18 protein-coding genes are annotated in these 24,001 nt (G+C 64.6%); 3 read left to right on the top strand and 15 right to left on the bottom strand.

The window, feature by feature from the left end; genetic code table 11:
- Positions 1 to 43: 43 nt before the first annotated feature.
- Both N5C91_RS01960 and msbA read right to left on the bottom strand, forming a co-directional pair.
- Entirely contained in the window at positions 44 to 940 is an 897-nt protein-coding gene (locus N5C91_RS01960; protein WP_279827422.1) for a GNAT family N-acetyltransferase, read from the bottom strand.
- A 22-nt stretch (positions 941 to 962) separates the two neighbouring features.
- Positions 963 to 2,792, bottom strand: a complete 1,830-nt coding sequence (gene msbA, locus N5C91_RS01955; RefSeq protein WP_236171252.1) for a lipid A export permease/ATP-binding protein MsbA — start codon at positions 2,790 to 2,792, stop codon at positions 963 to 965.
- 99 nt (positions 2,793 to 2,891) lie between these two features.
- Here msbA and N5C91_RS01950 point away from each other — a divergent pair, with 99 nt between their 5' ends.
- On the top strand, positions 2,892 to 3,539 hold the full coding sequence (locus N5C91_RS01950) for a lipopolysaccharide kinase InaA family protein (protein WP_279827419.1): 648 nt from the start codon (positions 2,892 to 2,894) through the stop codon (positions 3,537 to 3,539).
- Here N5C91_RS01950 and N5C91_RS01945 read toward each other — a convergent pair whose 3' ends face one another.
- Positions 3,540 to 4,937 carry a hypothetical protein gene (locus N5C91_RS01945; protein WP_236199066.1) on the bottom strand — a complete coding sequence of 466 codons (1,398 nt, stop codon included), beginning with the start codon at positions 4,935 to 4,937 and terminating at the stop codon, positions 3,540 to 3,542. It lies immediately after the preceding gene.
- Between the two features lie 471 nt (positions 4,938 to 5,408).
- Between N5C91_RS01945 and N5C91_RS01940 the strand changes: the two genes are divergently transcribed.
- Positions 5,409 to 6,329, top strand: a complete 921-nt coding sequence (locus tag N5C91_RS01940; protein WP_236171249.1) for a glycosyltransferase family 2 protein — start codon at positions 5,409 to 5,411, stop codon at positions 6,327 to 6,329.
- Positions 6,330 to 6,410: 81 nt separating this feature from the next.
- Here N5C91_RS01940 and N5C91_RS01935 read toward each other — a convergent pair whose 3' ends face one another.
- The 12 genes from N5C91_RS01935 to glnE form a co-directional block, all read right to left on the bottom strand.
- On the bottom strand, positions 6,411 to 7,214 hold the full coding sequence (locus tag N5C91_RS01935; protein WP_279827411.1) for a hypothetical protein: 804 nt from the start codon (positions 7,212 to 7,214) through the stop codon (positions 6,411 to 6,413).
- Positions 7,215 to 7,251: 37 nt separating this feature from the next.
- Positions 7,252 to 7,935: a hypothetical protein gene (locus tag N5C91_RS01930; RefSeq protein ID WP_279827408.1), complete on the bottom strand. Its 684-nt coding sequence runs from the start codon at positions 7,933 to 7,935 to the stop codon at positions 7,252 to 7,254.
- Positions 7,932 to 8,918, bottom strand: coding sequence for a glycosyltransferase (locus tag N5C91_RS01925; RefSeq protein WP_236171246.1), 987 nt, complete (start codon positions 8,916 to 8,918; stop codon positions 7,932 to 7,934). The genes N5C91_RS01930 and N5C91_RS01925 overlap by 4 nt, the downstream gene beginning before the upstream one ends.
- Positions 8,919 to 8,981: 63 nt before the next feature.
- Complete coding sequence (locus tag N5C91_RS01920) at positions 8,982 to 10,736, bottom strand: carbamoyltransferase (protein ID WP_236171245.1); 1,755 nt, start codon at positions 10,734 to 10,736, stop codon at positions 8,982 to 8,984.
- Positions 10,737 to 10,741: 5 nt separating this feature from the next.
- Entirely contained in the window at positions 10,742 to 12,229 is a 1,488-nt protein-coding gene (locus N5C91_RS01915; protein WP_236171244.1) for a lipopolysaccharide kinase InaA family protein, read from the bottom strand.
- A complete protein-coding gene (locus tag N5C91_RS01910) occupies positions 12,226 to 12,981 on the bottom strand; it encodes a lipopolysaccharide kinase InaA family protein (protein ID WP_279827400.1) in 756 nt (251 codons plus the stop codon). Before N5C91_RS01910 ends, N5C91_RS01915 begins: the two co-directional genes overlap by 4 nt.
- The gene (locus N5C91_RS01905) at positions 12,978 to 13,712 is read right to left on the bottom strand and encodes a lipopolysaccharide kinase InaA family protein (RefSeq protein WP_279827398.1); all 735 of its coding nucleotides are present in this window, start codon (positions 13,710 to 13,712) and stop codon (positions 12,978 to 12,980) included. The genes N5C91_RS01910 and N5C91_RS01905 overlap by 4 nt, the downstream gene beginning before the upstream one ends.
- On the bottom strand, positions 13,712 to 14,518 hold the full coding sequence (rfaP, locus tag N5C91_RS01900) for a lipopolysaccharide core heptose(I) kinase RfaP (RefSeq protein ID WP_236171241.1): 807 nt from the start codon (positions 14,516 to 14,518) through the stop codon (positions 13,712 to 13,714). The genes N5C91_RS01905 and rfaP overlap by 1 nt, the downstream gene beginning before the upstream one ends.
- A gap of 105 nt (positions 14,519 to 14,623) precedes the next feature.
- Complete coding sequence (locus tag N5C91_RS01895) at positions 14,624 to 15,745, bottom strand: glycosyltransferase family 4 protein (RefSeq protein WP_279827394.1); 1,122 nt, start codon at positions 15,743 to 15,745, stop codon at positions 14,624 to 14,626.
- Positions 15,742 to 16,815: a lipopolysaccharide heptosyltransferase I gene (gene waaC, locus N5C91_RS01890; protein WP_279827392.1), complete on the bottom strand. Its 1,074-nt coding sequence runs from the start codon at positions 16,813 to 16,815 to the stop codon at positions 15,742 to 15,744. The genes N5C91_RS01895 and waaC overlap by 4 nt, the downstream gene beginning before the upstream one ends.
- A complete protein-coding gene (gene waaF / locus N5C91_RS01885; RefSeq protein WP_279827390.1) occupies positions 16,812 to 17,855 on the bottom strand; it encodes a lipopolysaccharide heptosyltransferase II in 1,044 nt (347 codons plus the stop codon). The genes waaC and waaF overlap by 4 nt, the downstream gene beginning before the upstream one ends.
- Before the next feature lie 301 nt (positions 17,856 to 18,156).
- Positions 18,157 to 21,102 (bottom strand): bifunctional [glutamate--ammonia ligase]-adenylyl-L-tyrosine phosphorylase/[glutamate--ammonia-ligase] adenylyltransferase, encoded by a 2,946-nt coding sequence (gene glnE, locus N5C91_RS01880; protein ID WP_279827387.1) that lies wholly within the window; start codon positions 21,100 to 21,102, stop codon positions 18,157 to 18,159.
- 244 nt (positions 21,103 to 21,346) lie between these two features.
- On the opposite strand from glnE, the gene aceE reads away from it, so the two are divergent.
- On the top strand, positions 21,347 to 23,995 hold the full coding sequence (aceE, locus tag N5C91_RS01875; protein ID WP_045216080.1) for a pyruvate dehydrogenase (acetyl-transferring), homodimeric type: 2,649 nt from the start codon (positions 21,347 to 21,349) through the stop codon (positions 23,993 to 23,995).
- Positions 23,996 to 24,001: the final 6 nt, after the last annotated feature.

The following is a 24,001-nucleotide window of genomic DNA, read 5'->3' as shown; positions in this document are numbered from 1 at the left end:
TGAGCTATTCGCGAGCAAGCTCGCTCCTACGAAGAGCCTGAAGTCAGACCTGGAACACCGGCACGCGGTGGCACCAGCGATCCTTGTACTCGCGGTCGGCGCGGCCGAAGGAATAGCGCAGCGGCTTGCCCAGCGCCTCGGCCTCGGCCCAGGCCTCTTGCGTATTGACGAAACTGAGCACGCTACCGGGGCTGAACTCGCGGTTTTCCGGAGCCACGCCGCCGTTGATGTACTCGACGCTGATCCACTTCGGCGCCTCGACCCGATAGAGAATCTGGATCGCTACCGGCTCGCCGTCCAGGCGTACCAGGGAGCCACGCATGAATTCGCGCATCAGGCTGAACACTTCGGCCAGCCGCGCCTTGCCCGGTACCTCGAACTCCCAGCGGCGCTGGAACAGGTCGGCATAAATACGTGCCTGCTCCTCGGGGCTCAGCTCGCTCATGGGCTGCAGCACACCGCCCGCCTCTTCCAGCAGGCGCTGTTCGCGGCGCTGGTTGTAGCGGAACTTCTTCGAGAAATCGGCCGGCGCGCGGTTCATCGCCAGTTGCTCGGGTTGCTCGCGGGCATCGCCGACCTGCTCGCGATTGAGCTCGGAGAGGTAGCGCACCTGATGGCGCAGCTCGATGCGCGCGCCTTCGGCGATCGGCAGGATGATCTCGGCATTGCCCAGGTCGAACAGCGCCTTCCTGCCCTCACGCCTGAGCACGTCCTTGGACAGCGCCAGGTGGCGCCCCCAGGTCGGCACGGCAGCGCGCAGCTCGTTGCCTTCGAACCAGCCCAGGTAGCGCACCGCAATGCCGGCCAGGCCGGCCAGGCGTTCGACAACATCCGGGTGGGTGGCGACGCTGCCACCGAAGCGCTGCCAGGCGGCGGCATAGTCGGCCGCCGCGATGGGCGTCCAGCCGCGTTCGCGGAAGAATCGCAGTCGGTTCAGCATGCCTGGGAAATCCGCACCATCGTCATACCGGCTGCTCGACGCTCAGCTCATTGCCATCGACCGGATCGTCGGCGAACTGACGGGCGTGCAGGCGGGCGTAGTAGCCGTTCTGGGCAATCAGCTGAGCGTGAGTACCGCGCTCGACGATCTGCCCCTGGTCCATCACCAGGATCAGGTCCGCCGCCTCGATGGTGCTCAGGCGGTGGGCGATGACCAGCGTGGTGCGGCCTTCCATGACCTTCTCCAGGGCGGCCTGGATGTGCCGCTCAGACTCGGTATCCAGCGCCGAGGTGGCCTCGTCGAGGATCAGCACCGGCGCATCCTTGAGCAGCGCGCGGGCAATCGCCAGGCGCTGGCGTTGGCCACCGGAGAGCATCACGCCGTTCTCGCCGACTTCGGTGTCGAAGCCTTCGGGCAGGCGGTCGATGAACTCGCGGGCGAAGGCGTCCTCGGCGGCCTTTTCCACCGCCTCGCGCGGCCTGCTGGCGAGGTCGCCGTAGGCGATGTTGTTGAGCACGCTGTCGTTGAACAGGTTGACCTGCTGGGTCACCAGGGCGATGTGGCGGCGCAGGTTGCTCAACTTGTAGTCTTCGACGTCCGTGCCATCGAGCAGGATCTGCCCTTCGCTGTGGTCATAGAAGCGCGGGATCAGATTGGCCAGGGTCGACTTGCCGCTACCGGAACGGCCGACCAGCGCCACCATCTGGCCCGGTTCGACGCTGAAGTTCAGCTCGTTCAGGACCTTTCGCTCGGTACCCGGGTAGGTGAAGCTGAGGTTCTTCACTTCCAGTCGGCCCTTGACGCGATCGCGCTCCAGGGTGCCGTTGTCCACTTCGGGCGTCTCGTCGAGTTGCTCGAAGATGCTCTCCGCACCCGCCACACCCTTCTGGATGGTGGAGCTGACTTCCGACAACTGGCGAATCGGCTTGGGCAGCAGGCCCGCCATGGAGATGTACGCCACCAGGTCACCGACTGTGGCATCCCCGCGCAACAGCAGCACGAAGTAGAGCAGCACAGCCATCGCACTGTAGATCACCAGCTGCAGCATCGGCGTGTAGATCGCCGAGGTCTTGTTCATGCGCAGGTTCTTCTTGGTGTTCTCGCTGGTGACATTCTGGAAGCGCTGGCGCTCGTAGGTCTCGCCGCCGAAGCTGCGGACCACGCGGTAGCCCTGGATGGTTTCGGAGGACACATGGGTCACGTCGCCCATGGCCACCTGGATCTTCTTGCTCTGCTTGCGGAACTTGCGGCTGGCACTGGTCACCATCACGGCGATGATCGGCAGGATCGCCAGCATCACCAGGGTGAGCTTCCAGTTCATCCACAGCAGCGAGAGGAACAGGAAGACCACGGTCATCCCCTCACGGATCACCACCTTGATGGCGTCGGTGGCGGCGCCAGTGACCATGGTCACGTTGAAGGTGATGCGCGAGATCAGATGGCCCGAGTTGTTGCTGTCGAAATAGCGGTTGGGCAGCGTCAGCAGGTTATTGAACAGGGCGATGCGCAGATCCTGGACCAGGCCCAGGGAAACCTTGGCGATGAAGTAGTTGCCGAGGAACGAGCCGATGCCCTGCCAGACGGCGATCAGTACCACCAGCAGCGGTACCGCATAGAGCAGCGAGAGGTCGCGCAACCAGGCCCAGGGGGCGTTGGGGAACAGCTTGGCATCCGGATGGGCGAGACCATCGACGAAGTACTTGAGGATGCCCGCCAGCATCGGCTGGGTCGCGGCGAAGATCAGGAAGCCGACGATGCTGAGCAGGAACATCCCGATGTACGGGCGCACATAGGTCAGCAGTCGGAAGTAGATCTTCAGGCTCGAAGGTGCCTGGGGTTCTTTACCGGACATGGAGGAATCGCACGCTTAAAAGGTCGGGGATTATAACACAGCGCTCTCGTTTGCCCGGCGGCTAGGCTACTATAGCCGGCTACCGTTCAGGGACCCGTTATGCAAGACCTCGCTCTCTCCGCTTACGAATCGCTGCGCGCTGGCGCCCAGGTTGTGGAAGCCGACAAGCATGGCGACAAGGTCCTGCGCCTGGCCGATGGCAACTTCCTCAAACTGTTCCGCCGCAAGCGCCTGATCTCTTCCGCGGCGTTCTATCCCTATGCGCAGCGATTCGCCGACAACGCCAGCACGCTGCACAAGCTGGGAGTGCCCTGCCCGCAGATCATCGGTGTCCATCGCATCACCGATATCGCCCGCGACGTCGTGCACTACCAGCCGCTGCCCGGCCTGACCCTGCGCCAGTTGATCAGCGCCAGCCAGACTGACGAGCAACTGCGCCAGCAACTCGGCTCGCTCATCGCCAGGCTGCACGACTGCGGGGTGTATTTCCGCTCGCTGCACCTGGGCAACGTCGTGCAGACCCCCGAGGGCGAACTGGGCCTGATCGACATAGCGGACATGAAGACCCAGCGCCGGGCGCTGAACCGACTGCAGCGCAAACGCAACTTCGCCCATATGCTGCGCTACACGCAGGACAGGGCATGGCTGCTGGCGGACGGCGGGGCACAGCTCTGCCAGGGCTATCGGCAGGCCAGCGCCATGCCCTGGCCGCCCGGCTCACTGGAGCAAACGCTGCAACAGCCCTAGTCAGGGCTGCTGTGCACCAGCTCGACGCAGGACGACATAAGTCTCGCCCTTGCGATTGTGGAAGGTCGCGAGCGGCACCAGCCCGCGCTTTTCCAGCGCCGGCAACTGCTCGCTGGCCTTGCGCTTGAGATCCAGCACGAAGTACTCGTAGGCACCATTGCCGGTCAGCGCCAGCGCCTGATCGCTCTCCAGCCCCTCGCGGCCATACCCCCAGCCGGCGTAGTAACTCACCCGATTGTCATCCTGAAAGACACGCGCCGTCTTCGGCAGGTGCTCGCCTACCCAGTGACCGGCGTCGCGCAAGTGTGTCTTGGGCGCAGAAAACGACACCACGTTAGCCACGGCCATCAGCACCAGGATCGTCACCAGGGCAATCCGGATGCGCGGCCAGCGCTGCGCCATCAGGCTCAGCCCCCAGGCAACCCGCGGCAACAGGAGGAACGCGGCGAAGGCCACGTAGCGGCTCGACAGGAACAGGTGGCTCAAGGTGAAAACCAGCAACAACGCGATGTAGCCAAAGGCAGCGAGATCCAGCAGCAGCCAGCGGCTTTCCCGCTCGCGCCACTGCGCAGCGGTGCCCACGAGCAGCGGCACCAGCAGCACGCCAAAGGCACTGAGCACCTTGCTCGCCACGTAACCCAGCAGGCCGAAGAAGATGATCTGCGGAGCACTGTCACGGGCATACTCGAAGGGCATCGCCCTCGCCACGCCATCCGCGAACACGTAGAAGTTATGCCAGACGCCCGACAGGTTCAGGTAGCCCACCAGGTCCGCCACTCGTCCCTGGGGCAACAGGCCATGCCGGCTGGCCCAGAGCAACGCAGCGGCGCCCGCGCCCACCAACGCAACGCCGGTGGCGAAGCGCAAACCACGACGCACAGGATCATCCCCGCGAGCCTTGAACACCTCCACCAGCGGCACGATCAGCAGCAGGTAGACGGCCTCGAAGCGAAACGCCGCCGCCAGGACGATAGCCAGGCCGGCCAATAACAAACTGCGCGGGCGGCGCTGTTGCAGCCAGCTCTGCATGTAGCACAGGCCGATCAGCGAGAACGCCCAGAAACCGTTCTCCCGCAGGATGTCACCGCGATACTCGTTGAATGCCGGGACCGCCAGCACGGCGAGGCAGGCCCAGGGTAGGACTTCCGGGCGAGTGCGCCGGACCAGGTCGACGCAGGCAACACAGGCGAGCGCAGTGAGCAACTCGCAGAACACCCGGGCGAGCAGTTCGAAGCTCAAGCCCGTCAGTTGGCTGGTCAGGCCCAGCAGCACGGAGAACCAGGGCCAGTCGAAGCGCTGTAACGCCCCGGTGACACCCTGCTGCTGGTAGATGCCCGCCAGATCCATGTACAGCGCTGCATCACGCCCGATGATCGGGTTGCAGAGGGATGCAATCAATGACAAAACGAGGCTGGCAAGGAAAACGCACCACAGCAGCTTTCCTTCGCTGGCCGTGGAAAAAAACGAACGCCCGACTACATGACTACCCATGAAACCCTTCATCTCGGATATGAATCACCAGAAAGGCAGCATTCAGCAGTTTCCTGCTCAAAGAATCAACCCGGACCAAGCACTCTCCCTCGCCTGAGACGCCGAAACGACGCTGGGCACAGGTTTTCCGGGGAGAACGCCACAAGCGCATCTGACCGTCTGTAGAACCTTGGATACAAGTCTTTCAACAGGATACTATTCGTCGCCCCGGAACAACTTGTGCAGCAGCGCTCGCGTCGAGTCACTCCAGGGCCAAGCAGGCACAAGGCACTGCGACTTAACTTGAATTTGCTGTGACGAATGCCCCGGAGCAGATCGCAGCCTCGCATATTCTGATGCCAGCTAGTGGATGGACAGCTACGCAATGACGCTCTTCTCATGACAGCAAGACCACTGATCAGCGTTGTAATTCCCGCGTACAACTATGCGCACGTGCTTCGCCGCGCGGTCGAATCCGTCGCCGCTCAACTGGATGAGCACAGCGAGCTGCTGATCATCGATGATGGCTCCTCGGACGATACGCCGGCGCTGATCGAGGCCCTTCATCACCAGTTCGGCAATTTCCGCAGCCTGCGCAAGGAAAACGGCGGGCTCGCCAGCGTGCGCAATCGCGGAATTGCCGAAACCCGAGGGGACTACCTGATCTTCCTCGACGCCGACGATGAAATGGCACCCGGGGCCCTGCGAGCCGCGCGCCAGCACATCGAACAGTTCCCGCACAGCCGCATGGTGATTGGTGGCTACCTGGCAAAGACCTGCGGTCGAACGGTCGAGCGCACGCCCCAGGCGCTGCCGCAGACGCCGCAGGAACGGGTGCGCGGCTATCTCATCGACAAGAACATCAACCTCTCCAACGGTGCCTGCGTCATGCATCGGGAGGTGTTCGAGCGCGGCCTGTATCCGGAGAACTTCCGCAATGCCGAGGACATCCCGGTGTTTGCGCAGGTGCTGGCCAGTTATCCCTGCACCATCCTGGAAAAACCCCTGGCGACCATCCACCGCCACGATGACAGCCTGCGCCACCAGTTCCACTACTCGAAGCAGATCGGGGTGGAGCTGGTCGAGGAAGTCTTCCGACGCCTCGATGGCGATTGGCAGCGGCTGAGCAAGGCCTATTACACGCAACGCTGCCTGTCGCTGTTCCGCGAAGCCTACCTGACGGACGACGACCCTTCGGCCAAACACTTCTTCCGCATGGCCCTCAAGCGCGATTGGCGAGTCGTTTTCAAGCTGTCCTATACGCGCAAGGCGCTGCGCCTCTGGCTCAATGCCAAGCGCAGGAAGAAAGTCGCCAAGTAGAACCTTGCAACCTGCTCGACCCGACCGGGCCGGGCAGGTTCAGCGGATACCCGGCCCGCTCCGGGCCTTCAGCCGCAGAACCTAGAGAATGCCGTACCTGTCCAGCCAGGTGCGCAGCCGTGCGCCCTTGTGGAAGTAGCGATTCTCGCGCTTGCCCATGGAGCGCTTGGGTGAGAACGGCTCCTCGGCGAACTGCCCGTCGATGCGCACCCGCGAGGCAGTGGTATCCATCAGGCAGACCCGCGCGCCGTGGCGCTGCAAGGCGAACTTCAGCAGGCGCTCGGAGTGCAGCGAGCGTCCGCTTGCATCACAGAAGTTCAGCATTTCCTCGGCCCGGCAGCCGTAGGCCCGGTACATCTCGCGACCACAGATGGCAAAGCGGTCGTTGAGCCCGCCCCACCACTGCCAGTTCGGCACATAGACGTTCTTGCGGCGCCGCTGTGGCTGATCGAACACATAGCCTGGCAACGGGTCGTGGAAGAAGATATCCGGACGGACATACACGACGAAGTCCGGATCCGTCGGCGCCAGCAGCGAAGTCACCTGGTGCAGGGAATTGAGCTGGTGAATCAGGTTGCGGATGGAGCGAAAATCATCCTTCCAGGTATCCCCGCGCTGCTTTATCGCTTCGAAATTCCAACGCTCGAGGCAAAGCTCCGGCTCTTCGATCAGACCGGTCATTCCCTGGAAAGGAGCGAAGTTCTCCTCGTCCAGCACACCCGCCTCGCCGGAACGGGGGTTGAACACCTGCTGCAGGCGATAGAGATGGTAGAAGCACGACACCTGCGCGTCGGCCGGCAGAGCCTGCAGGACGTTGCGCTGAATCTGCGGAAAACACAGATCGGAATTGCGTGGAATACCAAAGAAGGCGACGGCAATCTTCACAGCCCGACTCCGCTGAAAAAGTTCGACTGACAGCCGCTCATTGACCTTTCCTGCCTCCAGGACGCCAAGGCCACCACCAGCGCTTGCCGGTGTTCTCCAGGGCAATTACACGCACGCGGGAAGCCTGCATCCAGGCGCGCTCGTAGTCCCACGCATGCCCTTTCCAGAGAGTGCCCGCTTCGTTGGAAAAGCCCAGGGCGAGCAACTCGTAGGAGTAACCGGGCCTGCCGCGCAACCAGTCGAACAGCACCATGGCGTTGAACCCGGTGGAAGGGCCGGCGAATGGCTTGCCGCTGGGGCGTATGCGGGGGTAGTCGAGCAGGCTGGGCAATGGGATGCGGTCCTCGTAGATCGCCACCCGCGGCAGCGCCGACATCGGGTTGACCACTCCCACCAGCAGGCTGAAGCAGCGCTGCGGTGACTGCTCGAACAGCCTCGTGATGCAAGGGCGGCACGGCAATCCGAAGAAATGGAAGTCCTGCCCGTGGTAGCCATGGACGAATACGTTGACCGTCTCGGCGCTCAGCAACTCGGCCTTGACCGCCGTATTGAAGCTCACCACGACATCGCGCGGGCCAAGCGCCAACGCCTCGAAATCCCTGGCGCTGATCGCCGGGTTGTTCGCGACCAGGATGACTCGCTCGGCGCAACCGAGGACAGCCCTCAGCTCCGGCGGCAGGTTGTCTTCAACCCATTCCGCGGTATGACTACTCCGGCTCACGATCGACCTTTCGCCTCGACGGCAAAGCCGAAGCGCATACGCGCCCACCAGCGGGTCAGCGCCCCGGGCATGGACCAACCGTGCAGGGGTTCGGCGATGGCGGCCGCCAGATCCTTGCCCACCCGGGCGAAGGTGTAGCGCTCCTCGACGAAGGCCTGGCCGGCCCGGGCAATCCGCGCGGCCAGCTCAGGGTCTGCCTGGAGCTGCTGAATGCGCTCCACCGCCTCGTCGACCGAGCGATAGAACACCACGTTGCGCATGTCCTCGAAGCCCAGCAGGCGGTCTTCCTCGCCCTGGCTCCAGGCCAGCAGGACGCAACCACAGGCCATGGCTTCGAAGTTCTTGATCATGAACTCGCCCATGCCGATATCGGCGCTGACGAAGATCGCGATACGGTTGAGCGTCTGCAGATACTCCGCCCCGGAAGCGGTGCGGGTGATGAGCATCGGCACGCGCTCGGCGATGCTCTCCAGCATGTCCTTGCGCTGGCTGTACTCGCTGCTCTTCAGGCTGCCGAGGAAACCGACCGGGATATCGCGTTCGCTGCCGATATTGCGCAGCATCTCCTCGTCATAGCCCTTGGAGACGAAACGCACGTCGATCCCTTCGTCCGCCAGCCGCTGGGCCACCAGTGCGCCCGACACGAGGATGCGCGCCCCCGGAAGCTTGTGCAGCAGCGCCGAGTACTTGCCGCGATACTTACTGCCAGGCATGTAGTTCTGGTAGGCGTCGTGCTCGAGGATCACCAGGTTGGGCAGGCAGCGCAGCACGGCGAGCTGGGGCACCATGCGCTTGAGGCGCGAGAAGATCACGATCCGGTCGAAACGACGGTAATCGGCGGCGATGAGGTAGGGTCCCAGGTTCATCTGCTGCGCCTTGCTCAGGCGATGAATCTCGCACTCGGAGCAATTGCTCTGGATGACCTCATAAAGACGATCGAGGATGACCCTCTGCTCGTCCATCACCATCAACATCACTTTCACGACGTGTCTTCCCGACATGGAAACCGGCCCCTGGCGGAGCCGGCTGGAAACAGCCTGGCGGACTCAGTCCGCCTGGCTGACGGCGGTGCCTTCCTTGACTACCAGGATGTCCTGCATGATCAGGTACTGCAGGTCCGAGCCGTAGAACATGTTCAGCGCATCGGTCGGCGAGCAGATCATCGGCTCGCCACGGCGGTTCAGCGAGGTGTTGAGCGCCACGCCATTACCGGTGAGCTTCTCCAGCTCCTTCATCATGTCGTAGTAGCGCGGGTTGAACTCGCGCTTGAGGACCTGGGCACGCGAGGTGCCGTCTTCATGGACGACTTCCGGCACGCGGGTCTTCCACTCCTCGTTGACCTCGAAGGTGAAGGTCATGAACGGCGCCGGGTGGTCGATCTTGAACATCTGCGGGCCGACGGTATCCAGCATCGACGGGCAGAAGGGCCTCCAGCGCTCGCGGAACTTGATCTGCGCGTTGATGCGATCGGCCACGCCGGCGATGCTCGGGCAACCGATGATCGAGCGGCCGCCCAGGGCACGCGGGCCGAACTCCATGCGGCCCTGGAACCAGGCCACCGGGTTGCCTTCGACCAGCACCTTGGCGATGTGCTCGGGCACGTTGTCGATCTTGCGCCACTGCGGCTTGGCCTCGTGACGGGCACAGGCGGCAATGACGTCTTCGTTGCTGTATTCCGGGCCGAGGTAGACGTGCTCCATCTTCTCGACCGGCACGCCACGCTCCCAGGAGACATAGGCGGCGGCGCCAACCGCGGTGCCGGCGTCGCTGGCCGCGGGCTGCACGTACAGCTCCTTGACCTCGGGACGGGCGATGATCTTCTGGTTGAGCTTGACGTTCAGCGCGCAACCGCCGGCGAAGGCGACCTTGCCGGTTTCACGGATGATGTCGCCCAGGTAGTAATCCATCATCTCCAGCGCCAGTTTCTCGAACAGAGCCTGGATGCTGGCGGCATAGTGGATGTACGGATCGTCGGCGATGTCGCCTTCACGCTTCGGGCCGAGCCATTCGATCAGCTTGGGCGAGAAGTAGTAGCCCTTGCCCTTTTCCTTGTAGCGACGGAAGCCGATGACGTTGGCGTAGTCGGTATTGATGGTCAGCTCGCCGTTCTCGAACTTGGCCAGACGCGAGAAATCGTACTTGCTGGCGTCACCGTAGGGCGCCATGCCCATGACCTTGAACTCGCCGTCGAGCATGTCGAAGCCGAGGTACTCGGTGATCGCACCGTACAGGCCGCCCAGGGAGTCCGGATCGTAGAACTCCTTGATCTTGTGGATCTTGCCGTTCTCGCCGTAGCCGAAGAAGGTGGTGGCGTACTCGCCCTTGCCGTCGATCCCGAGGATCGCCGTCTTCTCCTTGAAGCCCGAGCAGTGGTAGGCACTGGAGGCGTGGGCCAGGTGGTGCTCGACCGGCTGGATCTTGACCTTCTTCAGGTCGAAGCCCAGCTGCTGCAGGCACCACTGGATACGCTTGTAGTAGCGGTGGTAGCGACGGTTGCCGAGCAGGATGGCGTCCAGCGCACGGTCGGGCGCATAGGCGTAGCGCTTGGCGTAGTGCCAGCGGGCCTTGTCGAAGATGCTGATGGGGGCAAAGGGAATGGCCACCACGTCAACGTCCGACGGCTTGATCCCGGCCTGTTCCAGGCAGAACTTGGCCGACTCGTAGGGCATGCGGTTCTTCGCGTGCTTGTCGCGGACGAAGCGCTCTTCTTCGACGGCCGCGACCAGCTTGCCGTCGATGTACAGGGCGGCGGAAGGGTCATGGCTTACGGCGCCGGACAGGCCGAGGATGGTCAATGCCACAGGGTCTAGCCTCTTTCATCTGGGCGGGTGCCGGGCACCCGCGGTAAACGTTCGTCGAGCAGCCGGTGCAGTGCGCTGCCCTCTGGCCAGTTGCGCAGGAAACGCGCACGGTCGCGGGCATAGGCGCGGGCGAAGCTCGCTTCTCGCGAGTGGCGCTGCATGGCATCGAGGTCGATCAACGACCACTGCCCGCCTTCGCCCTGCTCCTGCCAGAACAGGTTGTGCCCCTTCAGGTCGCCGTGGCTGATGCGCTCGCGCACCAGCGCCGCGAACAGTCTGTCCAGGGCTGCAAGGTCTGTCTCCGGCGGCAGGCCGCCCCCTGCCTGTTGCTCCAGGTAGGGTTTGAAACGGTCGATTATATCCTGACCCGCCAGGTAATCGGTAATCAGGAAGGCCGGGCCACGCAGCCAGAGCCAGCGGCGCTCGATGACCGCCAGCGGACGCGGCGTGGCGATGCCGAGGAAGGCCAGGCGGTGCCCCTCGCGCCACGCGCCCCAGGCGCGGCTGGGACGCCAGAAGCGCTTGAACCAGTGCAGCAGGTTCTTGATGTTGTAACGCTTGATGACCAGTGGCCGGCCATTCAGCTCGACCTTGGCGACTGTCGCGGCGCCGCCGGTCTTGTAGAGGTGCCCCCTGGCGATGAACGCGTCGGGGTCGGCCAGCAGCGGCTGCAGGCCCTCCTCCTCCTCGCGACGCACCGCGCGCAGGCCGAACGGGCCCTTGAACACACTGAACAGGCTGCAGTCGCGGGCGATCTTCTTCATCAGGTCGCCGACGCGCCAGCGCCGAACCCTGGCGATTTCCTTCTGCAGCGCCTCCAGCGGCAGCGCGTGCTCGCCGTTGGCCAACAGATAGTGGATCAGCAGCTCTTCGAGGAACGGATCGAGACTGGCCGGCAACTGGGCAAAGAACACCCCGAGGTTTTCCAGCACATGCTTGCGCGACAGCGGCTGACCGGGTGTTTCCGCGCGGATGCCGGCACCGTCGATCAGGTACAGCTTGCCGGCGTGGCGCAGCAGGTTGTCCAGGTGCAGGTCTTCCTGCCACAGGCCCTTGGCGTGCAGCTGGGCGATGGCCGTCAGCGCTTCGGCAATGACGGCGCTCTGCCCGTCGGACAGCAGCGGCTCGCCTTCCACGGCACGCCAGGCGTCCCAGAGGCTCTGGGCATTGTCGAGGAACTCGAAGAGCAACCAGCCGCCCTCGCCGTCCTTCAGCCCGTCGGCCAGCAATGCCGGCGTAGTCAGGCCTTGCTCGGCGAGCAGGCGCACGCCGTCGCGCTCACGCTGGAAGTGTCGCGCTGCCTTGCCACCGACCAGCAGCTTGGCCAGCACCGGACGGCCGCGCCAATTGGCCGCAGCAACGTAGCGCTGCCCAGGCAGTACCCGCAACAGGTTGTCCAGGCGCAGTTCGGCCGGGCCGGCGCCATCTTCCAGCTCGATGCGCAGGGGCAGCGCCGGGGCACGGCCGGCATCGCGCAGGGCGGACAACCTCATGCGCGGTTTTCCTTCTTCTTGCGGCGCGCGCCGAGGCGGCGGTACCAGTCGTCGACCTCCGGGCCGCTGGAAGCGGTGCCCAGATAGGCGGCGAGCAGGTGGCGCACGTCGCTCTCGTTCCAGTCCGGCGCGCGGCGCAGCAGCGGTTCGAGGTCGCGCACGCGGTCGCGCTGGCCGAACCACAGCGGGCGGGTCTTCTCCAGGTCGATCAGGGTCGCCTCGAAAGCGTCGTCGGTTTCCCGCAGGAAGATGTGCTTGGGATAGAAGCAGCCGTGCATCTGCCCGGCTTCATGCAGGCGCCGGGCGAGCATGCCGCAGGCGCGCAGGATGGCCTGGCGGCGCTCGGCGGGCAGGTTCGACCAGCCTTGCAGCAGGCTGTCCAGGTCACGCCAGCCGTCCAGGGCGCGGGTCATGAGGATTGCGCGGCGCTCGCCGCCGATCTGCCGCGCACCGAAGAAGGCCGCCTGCATGGAGGGGATGCCGAGCTGATGGTAGCGCTGGATATTGCGGAACTCGCGGCTGAAGGTTGGCTCGCCCAGCGGGCGCTTCAGGCTGCGGGTCAGGTGGTTGCTCTGGCGCTTGAGGTAGTAGGCGGTGCCATCCAGCTCCAGGCGGTACACACTGCTCCAGCCACCGCGCTCGGTGTTGGGCTCATCCACGGCCACCAGTTGCAGGTCCCAGAGGGCGTCGAAATCGGCCAGTCCGTTGCTTTCCAGCAGAGCCTGGTCGTCCTCAGCAATGAAATCCTTCACTCGCGTCCCTCGAAGAAATGGACGATCTGCCGGACACGTTGCTTGTCCGATGCATTCAATCGCTCGCGGCGCCGGTAGAGCAGATAGAACTGCAGGCGCTGCGTGTAGGAAAGGTGGTACTTGGCGACCTTGTCGAGCGTGGCCAGGTCCTTGGTGATCCGGTAGCGCAGCATGAAGCTGATCCAGAAATCGCCAATCGGGCAATCAATGAAGTACACCGTGCCGTTTCCATCCACCAGAATGTTGCGCCACTTCAGGTCGTTGTGGGTGAAGTGGTGGTCATGCATGGTTCGCGTATAGCCGGCCAGCTGGCGCATGACATGTTCGACCCAGGCGCGATCCTTCAGGCGCGGATCGTCGCGCCGGGCCAGGGCGTGCAGATCTTCGGTGCCCACCAGCTCGCGGGTAATGATTGCGCCGCGGGAGAAGCCACCGTTGACGCGCTCCAGGCCATAGGCCACCACTTGCGCGGTCGGTATGCCCCACTTGGCGAACTGCTTGAGGTTCTGCCACTCGGCCTTCACCCGCGGGCGCGGCAGATAGCGACGCAAGCCCTTGCCCGGCTTGCGATAGCGCTTGACGTAATAACGCACACCGTCGCGCTCCACGCGCACCACGTCGGACATCGCATCCTTGGTGATGCGCTCGCCTTCAAGGGCGAACACGGCATCCAGGCTGCCGAATTCGGCGGCGAGATGCTGGTAGTCGGCTTCGAGTACCCAGCCGGCCATCAGAGCAGGTCTCCATAACGTTGCTTGCGGTCGTAGAGCTTGGCTGCCTTGCGCTCCATCCACGCCAGCAACGCAGCCTCCTCGCGGAGGATGTCACGCAGCGGGCGCAGGAAGTAACCACGCAGGAAGCGCAATTTGTCACGGCGCGTAAGGCCGATGTCCAGCGCCGAGAAATACAGCGCCGCCAGGTCCTTGTTGCGCCAGCGGCGTGGCGTGGCGGCGCGGGTCTGGGCGCGGTGCAGATCGATCACCGACAGGCGCAGGTCATCGGCGCTGATCGGGCGATCGGTGTGCAGCAGGAAGTGGCAGATGTAGCAGTCGCGGTGGTTGACCCCGGCGCGGTGCATGGTGCCGACCATTTTCGCCACCTCGGCGATCAGCGCGCGCTTCAAGCGCGGCTGCGGCGGCTGCTGCAGCCAGTCCAGCGACAGCACTTCCAGGTCAGTGGTCGGCGCCAGTTCCTCGGTGACGATGAAGGAATGCTGGCTGGCAGGATTGCCGCCACGCTCGCCATAGGCCACCGAGGTCATGGTCGCCACGCCGGCCTGGTGCAGGCGCTCCAGGGCACGCTGCTCCTGGCCCGCGCCGAGCACCGGGAGCTTGGCGCTGAACAGGTTCTTGACGATCTCGCCCCAGCCGATGCCGCGGTGGATCTTCACGAAGAAACCGCGCCCGTCGACTTCGGTACGCAGCGTGCGGCGGCCTTCCAGCTCGCGATAGACCTTGCCCTGCAAGCGCTCGACTTCGGCGAACGGGTCCTTGCCGGCCCAGAGGCTTTTGAACGGTTCGTGCAGCTCAAGCTTCATGGGCAGCGCCTTTGTAGGAGCGAGCGTGCTCGCGAACCCGCATGACACTGCGGCATGCCGGGAAATGCTTCGCGAGCAAGCTCGCTCCTACGAGAGCCAAAGCGTTCATTCATGCCCCCGCAGGATCACGTCGGCGGCATGCTGCGGCATGCTGTAGAGGTCGGCGCTATCGGCGTAGGCCAGGCCATTGCGCGACCAGTCGGCACGCGCGGCATCGTCTTCCAGCATCTTCTGGAGCATGCCGTTCAGGCGCTCCTGCTCGAAGGGCGACGGCACCACACGACCGGCTTTCGCTTCGTCGATGTAATGGGCATAGCCACAGACGTCGGTGACCAGCACCGGCAGCCCGGCCACCAGCGCTTCCAGCAGCACGGTACCGGTGTTCTCGTTGTACGCCGGGTGGATCAGCAGGTCGGCGCCGAGCAGGAAGCGCGGGATATCGCTGCGCCCCTTGAGAATCTGTACGTTGTCCGACAGGCCCAGCGCCTTCACCTGCAGCAGGAATGGCTTGGGATCGTCCTGGCCGATGGCGATCAGGCGGGTGCGCTTGCGCAGCGAACGCGGCAGCGATGCCAGCGCCTTGAGGCTGCGGTCCAGGCCCTTGGTCTTGAAGCCGGAGCCGATCTGCACCAGCAGCAGGTCATCCTCGGCCAGCTTGAACTCGCGGCGGAACTCGGCGCGAATCTCGCCGGCGTTGGCCGGTGCGCGGCGGTCCTGGGCGATGCCCGGGGGCAGCAGGTGGAAGCGCGCCGCGGGCGTGCGGTAATGCTTGATGAACAGCGGCTGCTGAACCTCGGAGATCATCAGGATCTCGGTCTTCGATTCCGGGGCGAACACCGCGCGCTCGTAATCGGCGAAGTGCTTGTAGCGGCCCCAGCGACGGTAGAAGGAATTGCGCAGGGTCTGCGCCTTGTCCTCGAAGCAGCCGTCAGCGGCGTAATAGACGTCCAGGCCGGGCATCTTGTTGAAGCCGATCACCCGATCCACTGGCGAGCGCGCGAGGTCCGCCGCCAGCCAGGCGCTGAATTTCTCGTTGCGGCGATGGTTGAATAAGGACTTCACCGGCGCCACGCGCACATCGAAGCCGGACGGCACCTCGCCTTCCCAGATCGGCGTGTAGACGCGGATGGAGTGGCCACGTTTCTGACACTCCAGGGCGATGCGCATGAAATCGCGCTGCAGCCCGCCGAACGGGAAATATTTGTAGAGGACGAAAGCCAGGGTCATCGAAGCGTCTCCGGGGCCAGCAGCAGTGCCTCCAGCTGGGTCGACACGCGCTGCGGGTTCAGCCGCGTGAAGCACAGAGGCTGTTCATGCCGCAGGTCGAACTGGCGCTTGTCTTCGGCCGTCGGCTGGTAGGTGCAGGTCTTCTGCAGGCAGGGCGTGCACGAAGGCCAGTCACTGGCCAGGTGCACCTGCGAACGCCCGTAGGCGCCGGTGAGACCGGGATTGGTCGGGCCGAACAGCGAAAGCGTCGGCACGTCCAGGGCCGCGCCCAGGTGTCCGAGTCCGGTGTCGACCGCCACGCAGGCGGAGGCGCCGGCCAGCACCTTGGCCATGCCGGCAAGGCTTAATCTGGGGAGCACCGAGGCGTTTTCCAAGCCTTCGGCCAGCCGTTCGGCGCGCTGCCGCTCGGCTTCGTTGCCCCAGGGCAGGCGGACTTTCCAGCCGCGTTCGCCCATACGCTGGGCCAGCTCACGCCAGTAGACCTCCGGCCAATGCTTGGTCACCCAGGTGGTGCCATGCAGGAATACCAGGTAGGGCTCGGTCTCCACCGCGTCCAGCAGGCGATTGCGATCCAGGCCGTAATCGCCGGTGCCAGCGGGCAACGGGTAATCCAGCGCCTGGGCGAACAACTGGCGCACACGCTCGACGGCGTGCTGGCCCCAGGCGACCGGATAGGTGCGGTTATAGAAGCGACTGGCAGCCGGCTCGCGGGCCGACTCCCGGTCCAGCCCGGCGATCGCAGTACGACGGCGCACGTAGCGGGTCAGCCAGGCGCTCTTGAGCAGGCCCTGGGCGTCGATCACCAGGTCGTAGTCGACCTCCTTCAGGCGACGCTTGAAGCGGCTCCACTCGCCGCTCTTGAGAGTCTGCCAGAGGTTCTTGCGCCAGCGACGGATCGCCACCGGGATCACCTGGGCCACGGCCGGATGCCAGGCAGGAATCTCGGCGAAGCCTTCCTCAACCACCCAATCGAACTGGATGCCGGGGATGGCGCGGGCGGCGTCGGTCAACGCCGGCAGGGTATGGATGACATCGCCCAGGGACGAGGTCTTGATCAGCAGGACCCTCATTCGGCGCTTTCCACGTCCACCGGGTCGGCAACCAGTCGGTCCAGCGCCTCGATCACTGGCCGCGGCTTGAGTTCGCGCAGGCAGTTGTAGTGGCCGAAGCGGCACACACGATCGAAGCACGGGCTGCAGTCCAGGCCCAGGCGGACGATTTCCACCTGGTCGGCCAGCGGCGGGGTGAACTGCGGCGAAGTGGAACCGTAGACCGCCACCAGCGGGCGGTTGAGTGCGGCAGCCACATGCATCAGGCCGGAATCGTTGGTGACCACGGCAGCGGCGCAGGACATCAGGTCGATGGCCTCGGCCAGGGCGGTCTCGCCGGCCAGGTTCACCGACTCTTCGCGCAGGCCGGGGATCAGCCGCATGCGGATATCTTCACCGCCGGGATGATCGTTCTTCGAGCCGAAGATCCACACCTGCCAGCCGGCGCGGATCTTCACCTCGGCGACCTTGGCGTAATACTCAGCCGGCCAGCGCTTGGCCTCGCCGAACTCGGCGCCGGGACACAGCGCCAGCACCGGGCGGTCCAGGCTCAGGCCGAACTTGGCAAGCGCGGCCTCGCGACTCTGCGGGTCGATGGCCAGGCGCGGCTGTGGATAAGGTTGCGGCAGCTCGGCACCCGGCTCGAAAGCCAGTGCCATGAAGCGCTCGATCATCAGCGGGTAACGCTCTTTATCGAGCGTTCGGATGTCGTTGAGCAGGCCGTAGCGCATTTCGCCCTTCCAGCCGGTGCGCCTGGGGATGCCGGCGAAATATGGCACCAGCGCCGACTTGAGCGAATTGGGCAGGAGGATGGCCTGGTCGTACTGACCCTTGAGGGACTTGCCGATGCGCCGGCGCGCGGCGATATCCAGCACACCATGGCCGAGCGGGAAACTCAGGGCCTGGCGCACCTCGGGCATGCGTTCGAGGATCGGCCGGCTCCAGTCGGGCGCCAGCACGTCGATCACGCAGTCCGGATGCCGCTGCTTCAGACACTGGAAGAGTGTCTGCGCCATCACCATGTCGCCCACCCAGGAGGGGCCTACGATCAGAATTCTCATGCCTTTTCCAGAAACGACCGGGGAGGCTCTCGCCTCCCCGTACTCCATTCATCCAGCCGTGCAGCGCGTGCCCTCACGGTCGGGTGCCGAGCATCGAATGCCGGCAGTCTAGCCCAGCCGGCAAACCGGCCGGGCGGATTTCGTCACTCCCTGTGACCTGGCGCAATGGCATCACACGCCTTGCTCCTGACATCTATAGACCTGCGCAAGCGACTGGCAGCGCGGCCTGCTCCGGCGATCACCATCCCGCCGGATGCTGGCTCCATCGTTCAAAAGCCCTGGGGAGGGAAATCGCAGCGAATCAGGTCAGCTCGAAGGCTTTCCACATCTGCATCACCATGCGCCGCTCGGCATGGAAGTGGTCGCCGCTTACCACGCCCGGCTGCTTCTGCAGGGACAATCGGTGCGCCGCCGCCCGGTAGGCCTTGTAGGCATCCTGCAACTTCAGGACATCCTCGCCGGACATCAACCCGACCCGCTCCAGCGCTTCCAGAATGCGGATATTGTCGGTGAACTCCACCAGCTCCGGGTGCTGCCACGACCAGGCCAGGGCCGCGTATTGCACCATAAATTCGATATCGACGATACCACCGGCATCCTGCTTGAGATCGAACGGGGCCGCGGCCTCGAAGGCATTCGGTGCCGTACCGGCGGCGGTGCTCGGGGTGCCGAGGTTGTCGCGCATCTTGGCGCGCATCTCGCTGACCTCCTTGCGCAGCTCGGCCAGGTCGCGCTGCTGGCCCAGCACCTTCGCGCGGATCGCCTCGAAAGCCCTGGCCACCCGCTGGCAGCCGGCAAGTACGCGAGCACGCACCAGCGCCTGGTGCTCCCAGGTCCAGGCTTCGCCCAGCTGATAGGCCTCGAAGGCGCGCAGCGAACTGACCAGCAGCCCGGAAGCGCCACTCGGCCTCAGGCGCATATCCACCTCATAGAGCATGCCCGAGGGCGTCTGCGCGGTGAGGAAGTGGATGATCTTCTGCCCCAGGCGCGTGTAGAACTGCGCGCCGTCGATGGACTTCTCGCCGTCGGTCTCGCTCTGCGGGTCGCCGTCGTGGATGAATACCAGGTCCAGGTCCGAACCGTGGCCCAGCTCCAGGCCGCCGGACTTGCCGTAGCCGATGATGATGAAATCCGGATCGCAAGGCGTGCCGTCCACCCGGGTCGGGCGGCCGTGGCGTTGTACCAGCTGGTCCCAGGTCAGGCTCAACACCTGCTCGAGGATCGCTTCGGCCAGCCAGGTCAGGTAGTCGCTGACCTTCATCAACGGCAGGGTGCCGGCGATCTCCGAGGCCACCACGCGCAGGCCGTGGGCGAGCTTGAAGTGGCGCAGAGTCTCCATCTGCTGCTCGAGGTCGTCCGCGGGAATACGCGTCAGCCGCTCGCGCAACTCGGCGCCCAGTTCGGCAGCCTGCGGCGGACGGAACAGCCGTCCTTCATTCAACAGTTCGTCGAGCAGGATCGGGAAGCGGGCAATCTGCTCGGCCACCATCGGGCTCGCCGCACAGAGGGTCAGCAGGCGCTCCAGCGCGCCGGGGTTTTCGGTGAGCAGCACGAGGTAAGCCGAACGCCGCGCCACTGCTTCGATCAGCGGCAGCGTGCGCTCCAGCAGCACATCGGCCGGCCCGCGCTCGGCGATCATGTTCAGCAGGCGCGGCATGAAGGCATCCAGCCGCTCGCGTCCCAGGCGCTGCATGGCGCGCACCTGCGCACCATGGCGCAGGTCAGTGAGGCGCTTCCAGGCCAGCGCCGGCTCAGCGAAGCCGGTGTCGGCGAACTGGCGGCAGGCGGACTCCTCGTCCACCGCTTCCTCCCAGATCGGAATCCACTCGCCACCAATGGTGGTATCGACCTTGCCGTCCTCGTCTTCATCCGGGTCGGCAATTACCTGGTGGAAGTGCCAGTCGATGCGCTCTCGCCATTGGTTGATCGCCTGGTGGAAAGCCGACCAGTTGGCGAAGCCCATGATGAAGGCGACGCGAATACGCTCGAACTCGTCTTCCGGCAGCATCTGCGTCTGCCGATCGGCAATGGCCTGCAGGGCATGCTCGGCGTAACGCAGGAATTCGTAGCCCTCGCGCAGTTCGGCGACCACCTGCGGCGGCAGGTAGCCCTGCCCTTCGAGGATCGCCAGCACGCGCAGCAACGGCCGCTGCTGCAGGCTGAGGTCACGGCCGCCATGGATCAGCTGGAAGGCCTGGGCGATGAACTCCACCTCGCGGATGCCGCCGGCGCCCAGCTTGATGTTCTCGCTCATGCCCTTGCGCCGCACCTCCTGCTGGATCAGCTGCTTCATGGTGCGCAGCGCCTCGATGGCGGAGAAGTCCAGGTAGCGGCGGTAGACGAACGGGCGCAACAGTTCGAGCAGGCGCTGGCCGGCTTCCTGGTCACCGCCGACTACGCGCGCCTTGATCATCGCGTAGCGTTCCCAGTCGCGCCCCTGGTCCTGGTAGTACTGCTCCAGCGCGGCAAAGCTGTGTACCAACGGACCACTGGAGCCGTAGGGGCGCAAGCGCATGTCGACGCGGAAGGCGAAGCCCTCGACGGTGATGGCATCCAGCGACTTGATCAGCTTCTGCCCCAGGCGGGTGAAGAACTCCTGGTTATCCAGCGCGCGCTTGGCGCCCTGGGTCTCGCCACCCTCGGGATAACCGAAGATCAGGTCGATGTCGGACGACAGATTGAGCTCGCCCGCGCCCAGTTTGCCCATGCCCAGCACGATCATCTTCTGCGGCAGCCCCGAGCGATGGCCGATGGGCACGCCGAACTGCTGGCAATGGCGCTGATAGAGCCAGGCCAGGGACTGGTCGATGCAGGCGTCGGCGAGGTCGGACAAGTCGCGACAGGTACCGGCCAGGTCGCTGCGGCGGCTCAGGTCGCGCCAGATGATGCGCACCTGCTGGCGTCGACGGAAACGGCGCAGGCGGCGACCCAGCTCGTCTTCGTCGGCGCAATCGGCCAGCAGCGCTTCCAGCTGCGCCCCCATCTCGCCGGGCTGCAGGCCACGCTCCAGCTCACCGGTCGCGGCCAGCTCCAATAGAAAGGCAGGATCGCGCTGGACCTGCTCGGCAACGAAATCGCTGCCGGCGGTGACGCGGGAGAAATCGGCATGCCGCTCGTCGGACCAGCCTTCGAAGCTGGCGATCTGCTCGGGAGAAGAGGCGGCGATGGCGGTGCGAAAATTCTGCTCAGCTCGCTCGGCGAGAGGCTTAAGAGTGGCCGGCAAAGCGGCCAGGGACGGCAGGCTCATGGTCTATCCTGAGTGGTCGGCGAGGCGCCGGCATTCCTGTCTTTTCGCGCCCCTGTAGTTTTACTACTAACTTTTTCTGGCGGAGGGGTGTATCCGCTGGCGATTTGTAGTAAAACTACAACCCGCCGGGCGTACCCCCGGAGCACTTCCAAGAATTCGCCGCGTCGCCCACGAGGTTGGCGCAGCTATCGGCAACGATCTACTGGCTTCCGATTCTGGAAGCCTTTCCGCCCTGGAGCAAGCCATGCAAGACCTCGATCCCGTCGAAACCCAGGAATGGCTGGACGCCCTGGAATCGGTCCTGGACCGTGAAGGTGAAGACCGCGCCCATTACCTGATGACCCGCATGGGCGAGCTGGCCAGCCGGTCCGGCACCCAACTGCCCTACGCCATCACTACGCCGTACCGCAACAGCATCCCGGTCACCCACGAAGCGCGCATGCCCGGCGACCTGTTCATGGAACGCCGGATCCGCTCCCTGGTGCGCTGGAACGCCCTGGCGATGGTGATGAAGGCCAACAAGAACGACCCGGATCTGGGTGGCCACATCTCCTCCTTCGCTTCCTCGGCGACCCTGTACGACGTTGGCTTCAACTACTTCTTCCAGGCCCCGACCGACGAACACGGCGGCGACCTGGTGTTCTTCCAGGGCCACGCCTCCCCCGGCGTCTACGCCCGCGCTTTCCTCGAAGGCCGTATCAGCGAAGACCAACTGAACAACTTCCGCCAGGAAGTGGACGGTAACGGCCTGTCCTCCTACCCGCACCCCTGGCTGATGCCGGACTTCTGGCAGTTCCCGACCGTATCCATGGGTCTGGGCCCGATCCAGGCGATCTACCAGGCGCGTTTCATGAAGTACCTGGAAAGCCGCGGCTTCATTCCCGCCGGCAAGCAGAAGGTCTGGTGCTTCATGGGCGACGGCGAGTGCGACGAGCCGGAATCCCTGGGCGCGATCTCCCTGGCCGGCCGCGAGAAGCTGGATAACCTGATCTTCGTCATCAACTGCAACCTGCAGCGCCTCGACGGCCCGGTTCGCGGCAACGGCAAGATCATCCAGGAACTCGAAGGCGTGTTCCGTGGCGCCGAGTGGAACGTCAACAAGGTGGTCTGGGGTCGCTTCTGGGACCCGCTGTTCGCCAAGGACACCGCCGGCTTGCTGCAGCAGCGCATGGACGAGGTCATCGACGGCGAGTACCAGAACTACAAGGCCAAAGACGGCGCCTACGTGCGTGAGCACTTCTTCGGTGCGCGTCCGGAGCTGCTGGAGATGGTCAAGGACCTCTCCGACGAGGAAGTCTGGAAGCTCAACCGTGGCGGCCACGACCCCTACAAGGTCTATGCGGCCTACCACCAGGCGGTCAACCACAAGGGCCAGCCGACCGTCATCCTGGCCAAGACCATCAAGGGCTATGGCACAGGTTCCGGCGAAGCGAAGAACATCGCGCACAACGTCAAGAAGGTCGACGTCGAGTCCCTGAAGTCGTTCCGCGACAAGTTCGACATCCCGATCAAGGATGCCGATCTGGAAAACCTGCCGTTCTACCGCCCCGAGGAAGGCAGCGCCGAAGCCAAGTACCTGGCTTCCCGCCGTGCCGCGCTGGGCGGCGTGATGCCGGTGCGCCGCGAGAAGAGCTTCCAGGTCCCGGTTCCCCCGCTGGAAACCCTCAAGGCCATGCTCGACGGCTCGGGCGACCGCGAAATCTCCACCACCATGGCCTTCGTGCGGATCATCTCGCAGTTGGTCAAGGACAAGGAACTCGGCCCGCGCATCGTCCCGATCGTCCCGGACGAAGCCCGTACCTTCGGTATGGAAGGCATGTTCCGCCAGCTCGGCATCTACTCCTCCGTCGGCCAGCTGTACGAGCCGGTCGACAAGGATCAGGTGATGTTCTACCGCGAGGACAAGAAAGGTCAGATCCTCGAGGAAGGCATCAACGAAGCCGGCGCCATGTCCAGCTGGATTGCCGCGGGTACCTCGTACTCCACGCACAACCAGCCGATGCTGCCGTTCTACATCTTCTACTCGATGTTCGGCTTCCAGCGTATCGGCGACCTGGCCTGGGCCGCAGGCGACAGCCGCGCGCACGGCTTCCTGATCGGCGGCACCGCCGGCCGTACCACCCTGAACGGTGAAGGCCTGCAGCACGAAGACGGTCACAGCCACCTGCTGGCGGCGACCATCCCGAACTGCCGCACCTACGATCCGACCTACGCCTACGAGCTGGCGGTGATCATCCGCGAAGGCTCGCGGCAGATGATCGAAGAGCAGCAGGACATCTTCTATTACATCACCGTGATGAACGAGAACTACGTCCAGCCGGCCATGCCCAAGGGCGCCGAGGAAGGCATCATCAAGGGCATGTACCTGCTCGATGAGGACAAGAAGGACGCCGCGCATCACGTGCAGCTGCTGGGTTCGGGCACCATCCTGCGCGAAGTCGAAGCCGCCGCGAAGATCCTCCGCGAAGACTTCGGCATCGGCGCCGACGTCTGGTCCGTTCCGAGCTTCAACGAACTGCGCCGCGACGGCCTCGCCGTGGAGCGCTGGAACCGCCTGCACCCGGGTCAGAAGCCCAAGCAGAGCTACGTCGAAGAGTGCCTGTCCGGCCGCAAGGGCCCGGTCATCGCCTCCACCGACTACATGAAGCTCTACGCCGAGCAGATCCGCCAGTGGGTTCCGAGCAAGGAATTCAAGGTCCTGGGCACCGACGGCTTCGGCCGCAGCGACAGCCGCCGCAAGCTGCGCGACTTCTTCGAAGTCGACCGCCACTGGGTCGTGCTGGCCGCGCTGGAGGCCCTGGCCGATCGTGGTGATATCGAACCCAAAGTGGTGGCCGAGGCCATCGCCAAGTTCGGCATCAACCCCGAAAAACGCAACCCGCTGGACTGCTGAGGAGAG

The sequence above is a fragment of the Pseudomonas sp. GD03903 genome (assembly GCF_029840045.1).
Lineage (GTDB): Bacteria > Pseudomonadota > Gammaproteobacteria > Pseudomonadales > Pseudomonadaceae > Pseudomonas > Pseudomonas pseudonitroreducens.
The sequence above is the reverse complement of the archived record's forward strand: the minus strand, read 5'-3'. Positions and strand labels throughout refer to the sequence as shown.

Bases quoted from the DNA above. Each gene is read 5' to 3' on its own strand.
- N5C91_RS01895 (WP_279827394.1), bottom strand. From the start codon at position 15,745: ATGACCCTGGCTTTCGTCCTCTACAAATATTTCCCGTTCGGCGGGCTG.
- glnE (WP_279827387.1), bottom strand. From the start codon at position 21,102: ATGAGCCTGCCGTCCCTGGCCGCTTTGCCGGCCACTCTTAAGCCTCTC.
- aceE (WP_045216080.1), top strand. From the start codon at position 21,347: ATGCAAGACCTCGATCCCGTCGAAACCCAGGAATGGCTGGACGCCCTG.
- N5C91_RS01950 (WP_279827419.1), top strand. From the start codon at position 2,892: ATGCAAGACCTCGCTCTCTCCGCTTACGAATCGCTGCGCGCTGGCGCC.
- rfaP (WP_236171241.1), bottom strand. From the start codon at position 14,518: ATGAAGCTTGAGCTGCACGAACCGTTCAAAAGCCTCTGGGCCGGCAAG.
- waaC (WP_279827392.1), bottom strand. From the start codon at position 16,815: ATGAGGGTCCTGCTGATCAAGACCTCGTCCCTGGGCGATGTCATCCAT.
- N5C91_RS01940 (WP_236171249.1), top strand. From the start codon at position 5,409: ATGACAGCAAGACCACTGATCAGCGTTGTAATTCCCGCGTACAACTAT.
- msbA (WP_236171252.1), bottom strand. From the start codon at position 2,792: ATGTCCGGTAAAGAACCCCAGGCACCTTCGAGCCTGAAGATCTACTTC.
- N5C91_RS01915 (WP_236171244.1), bottom strand. From the start codon at position 12,229: ATGAGGTTGTCCGCCCTGCGCGATGCCGGCCGTGCCCCGGCGCTGCCC.
- N5C91_RS01905 (WP_279827398.1), bottom strand. From the start codon at position 13,712: ATGGCCGGCTGGGTACTCGAAGCCGACTACCAGCATCTCGCCGCCGAA.
- N5C91_RS01960 (WP_279827422.1), bottom strand. From the start codon at position 940: ATGCTGAACCGACTGCGATTCTTCCGCGAACGCGGCTGGACGCCCATC.
- waaF (WP_279827390.1), bottom strand. From the start codon at position 17,855: ATGAGAATTCTGATCGTAGGCCCCTCCTGGGTGGGCGACATGGTGATG.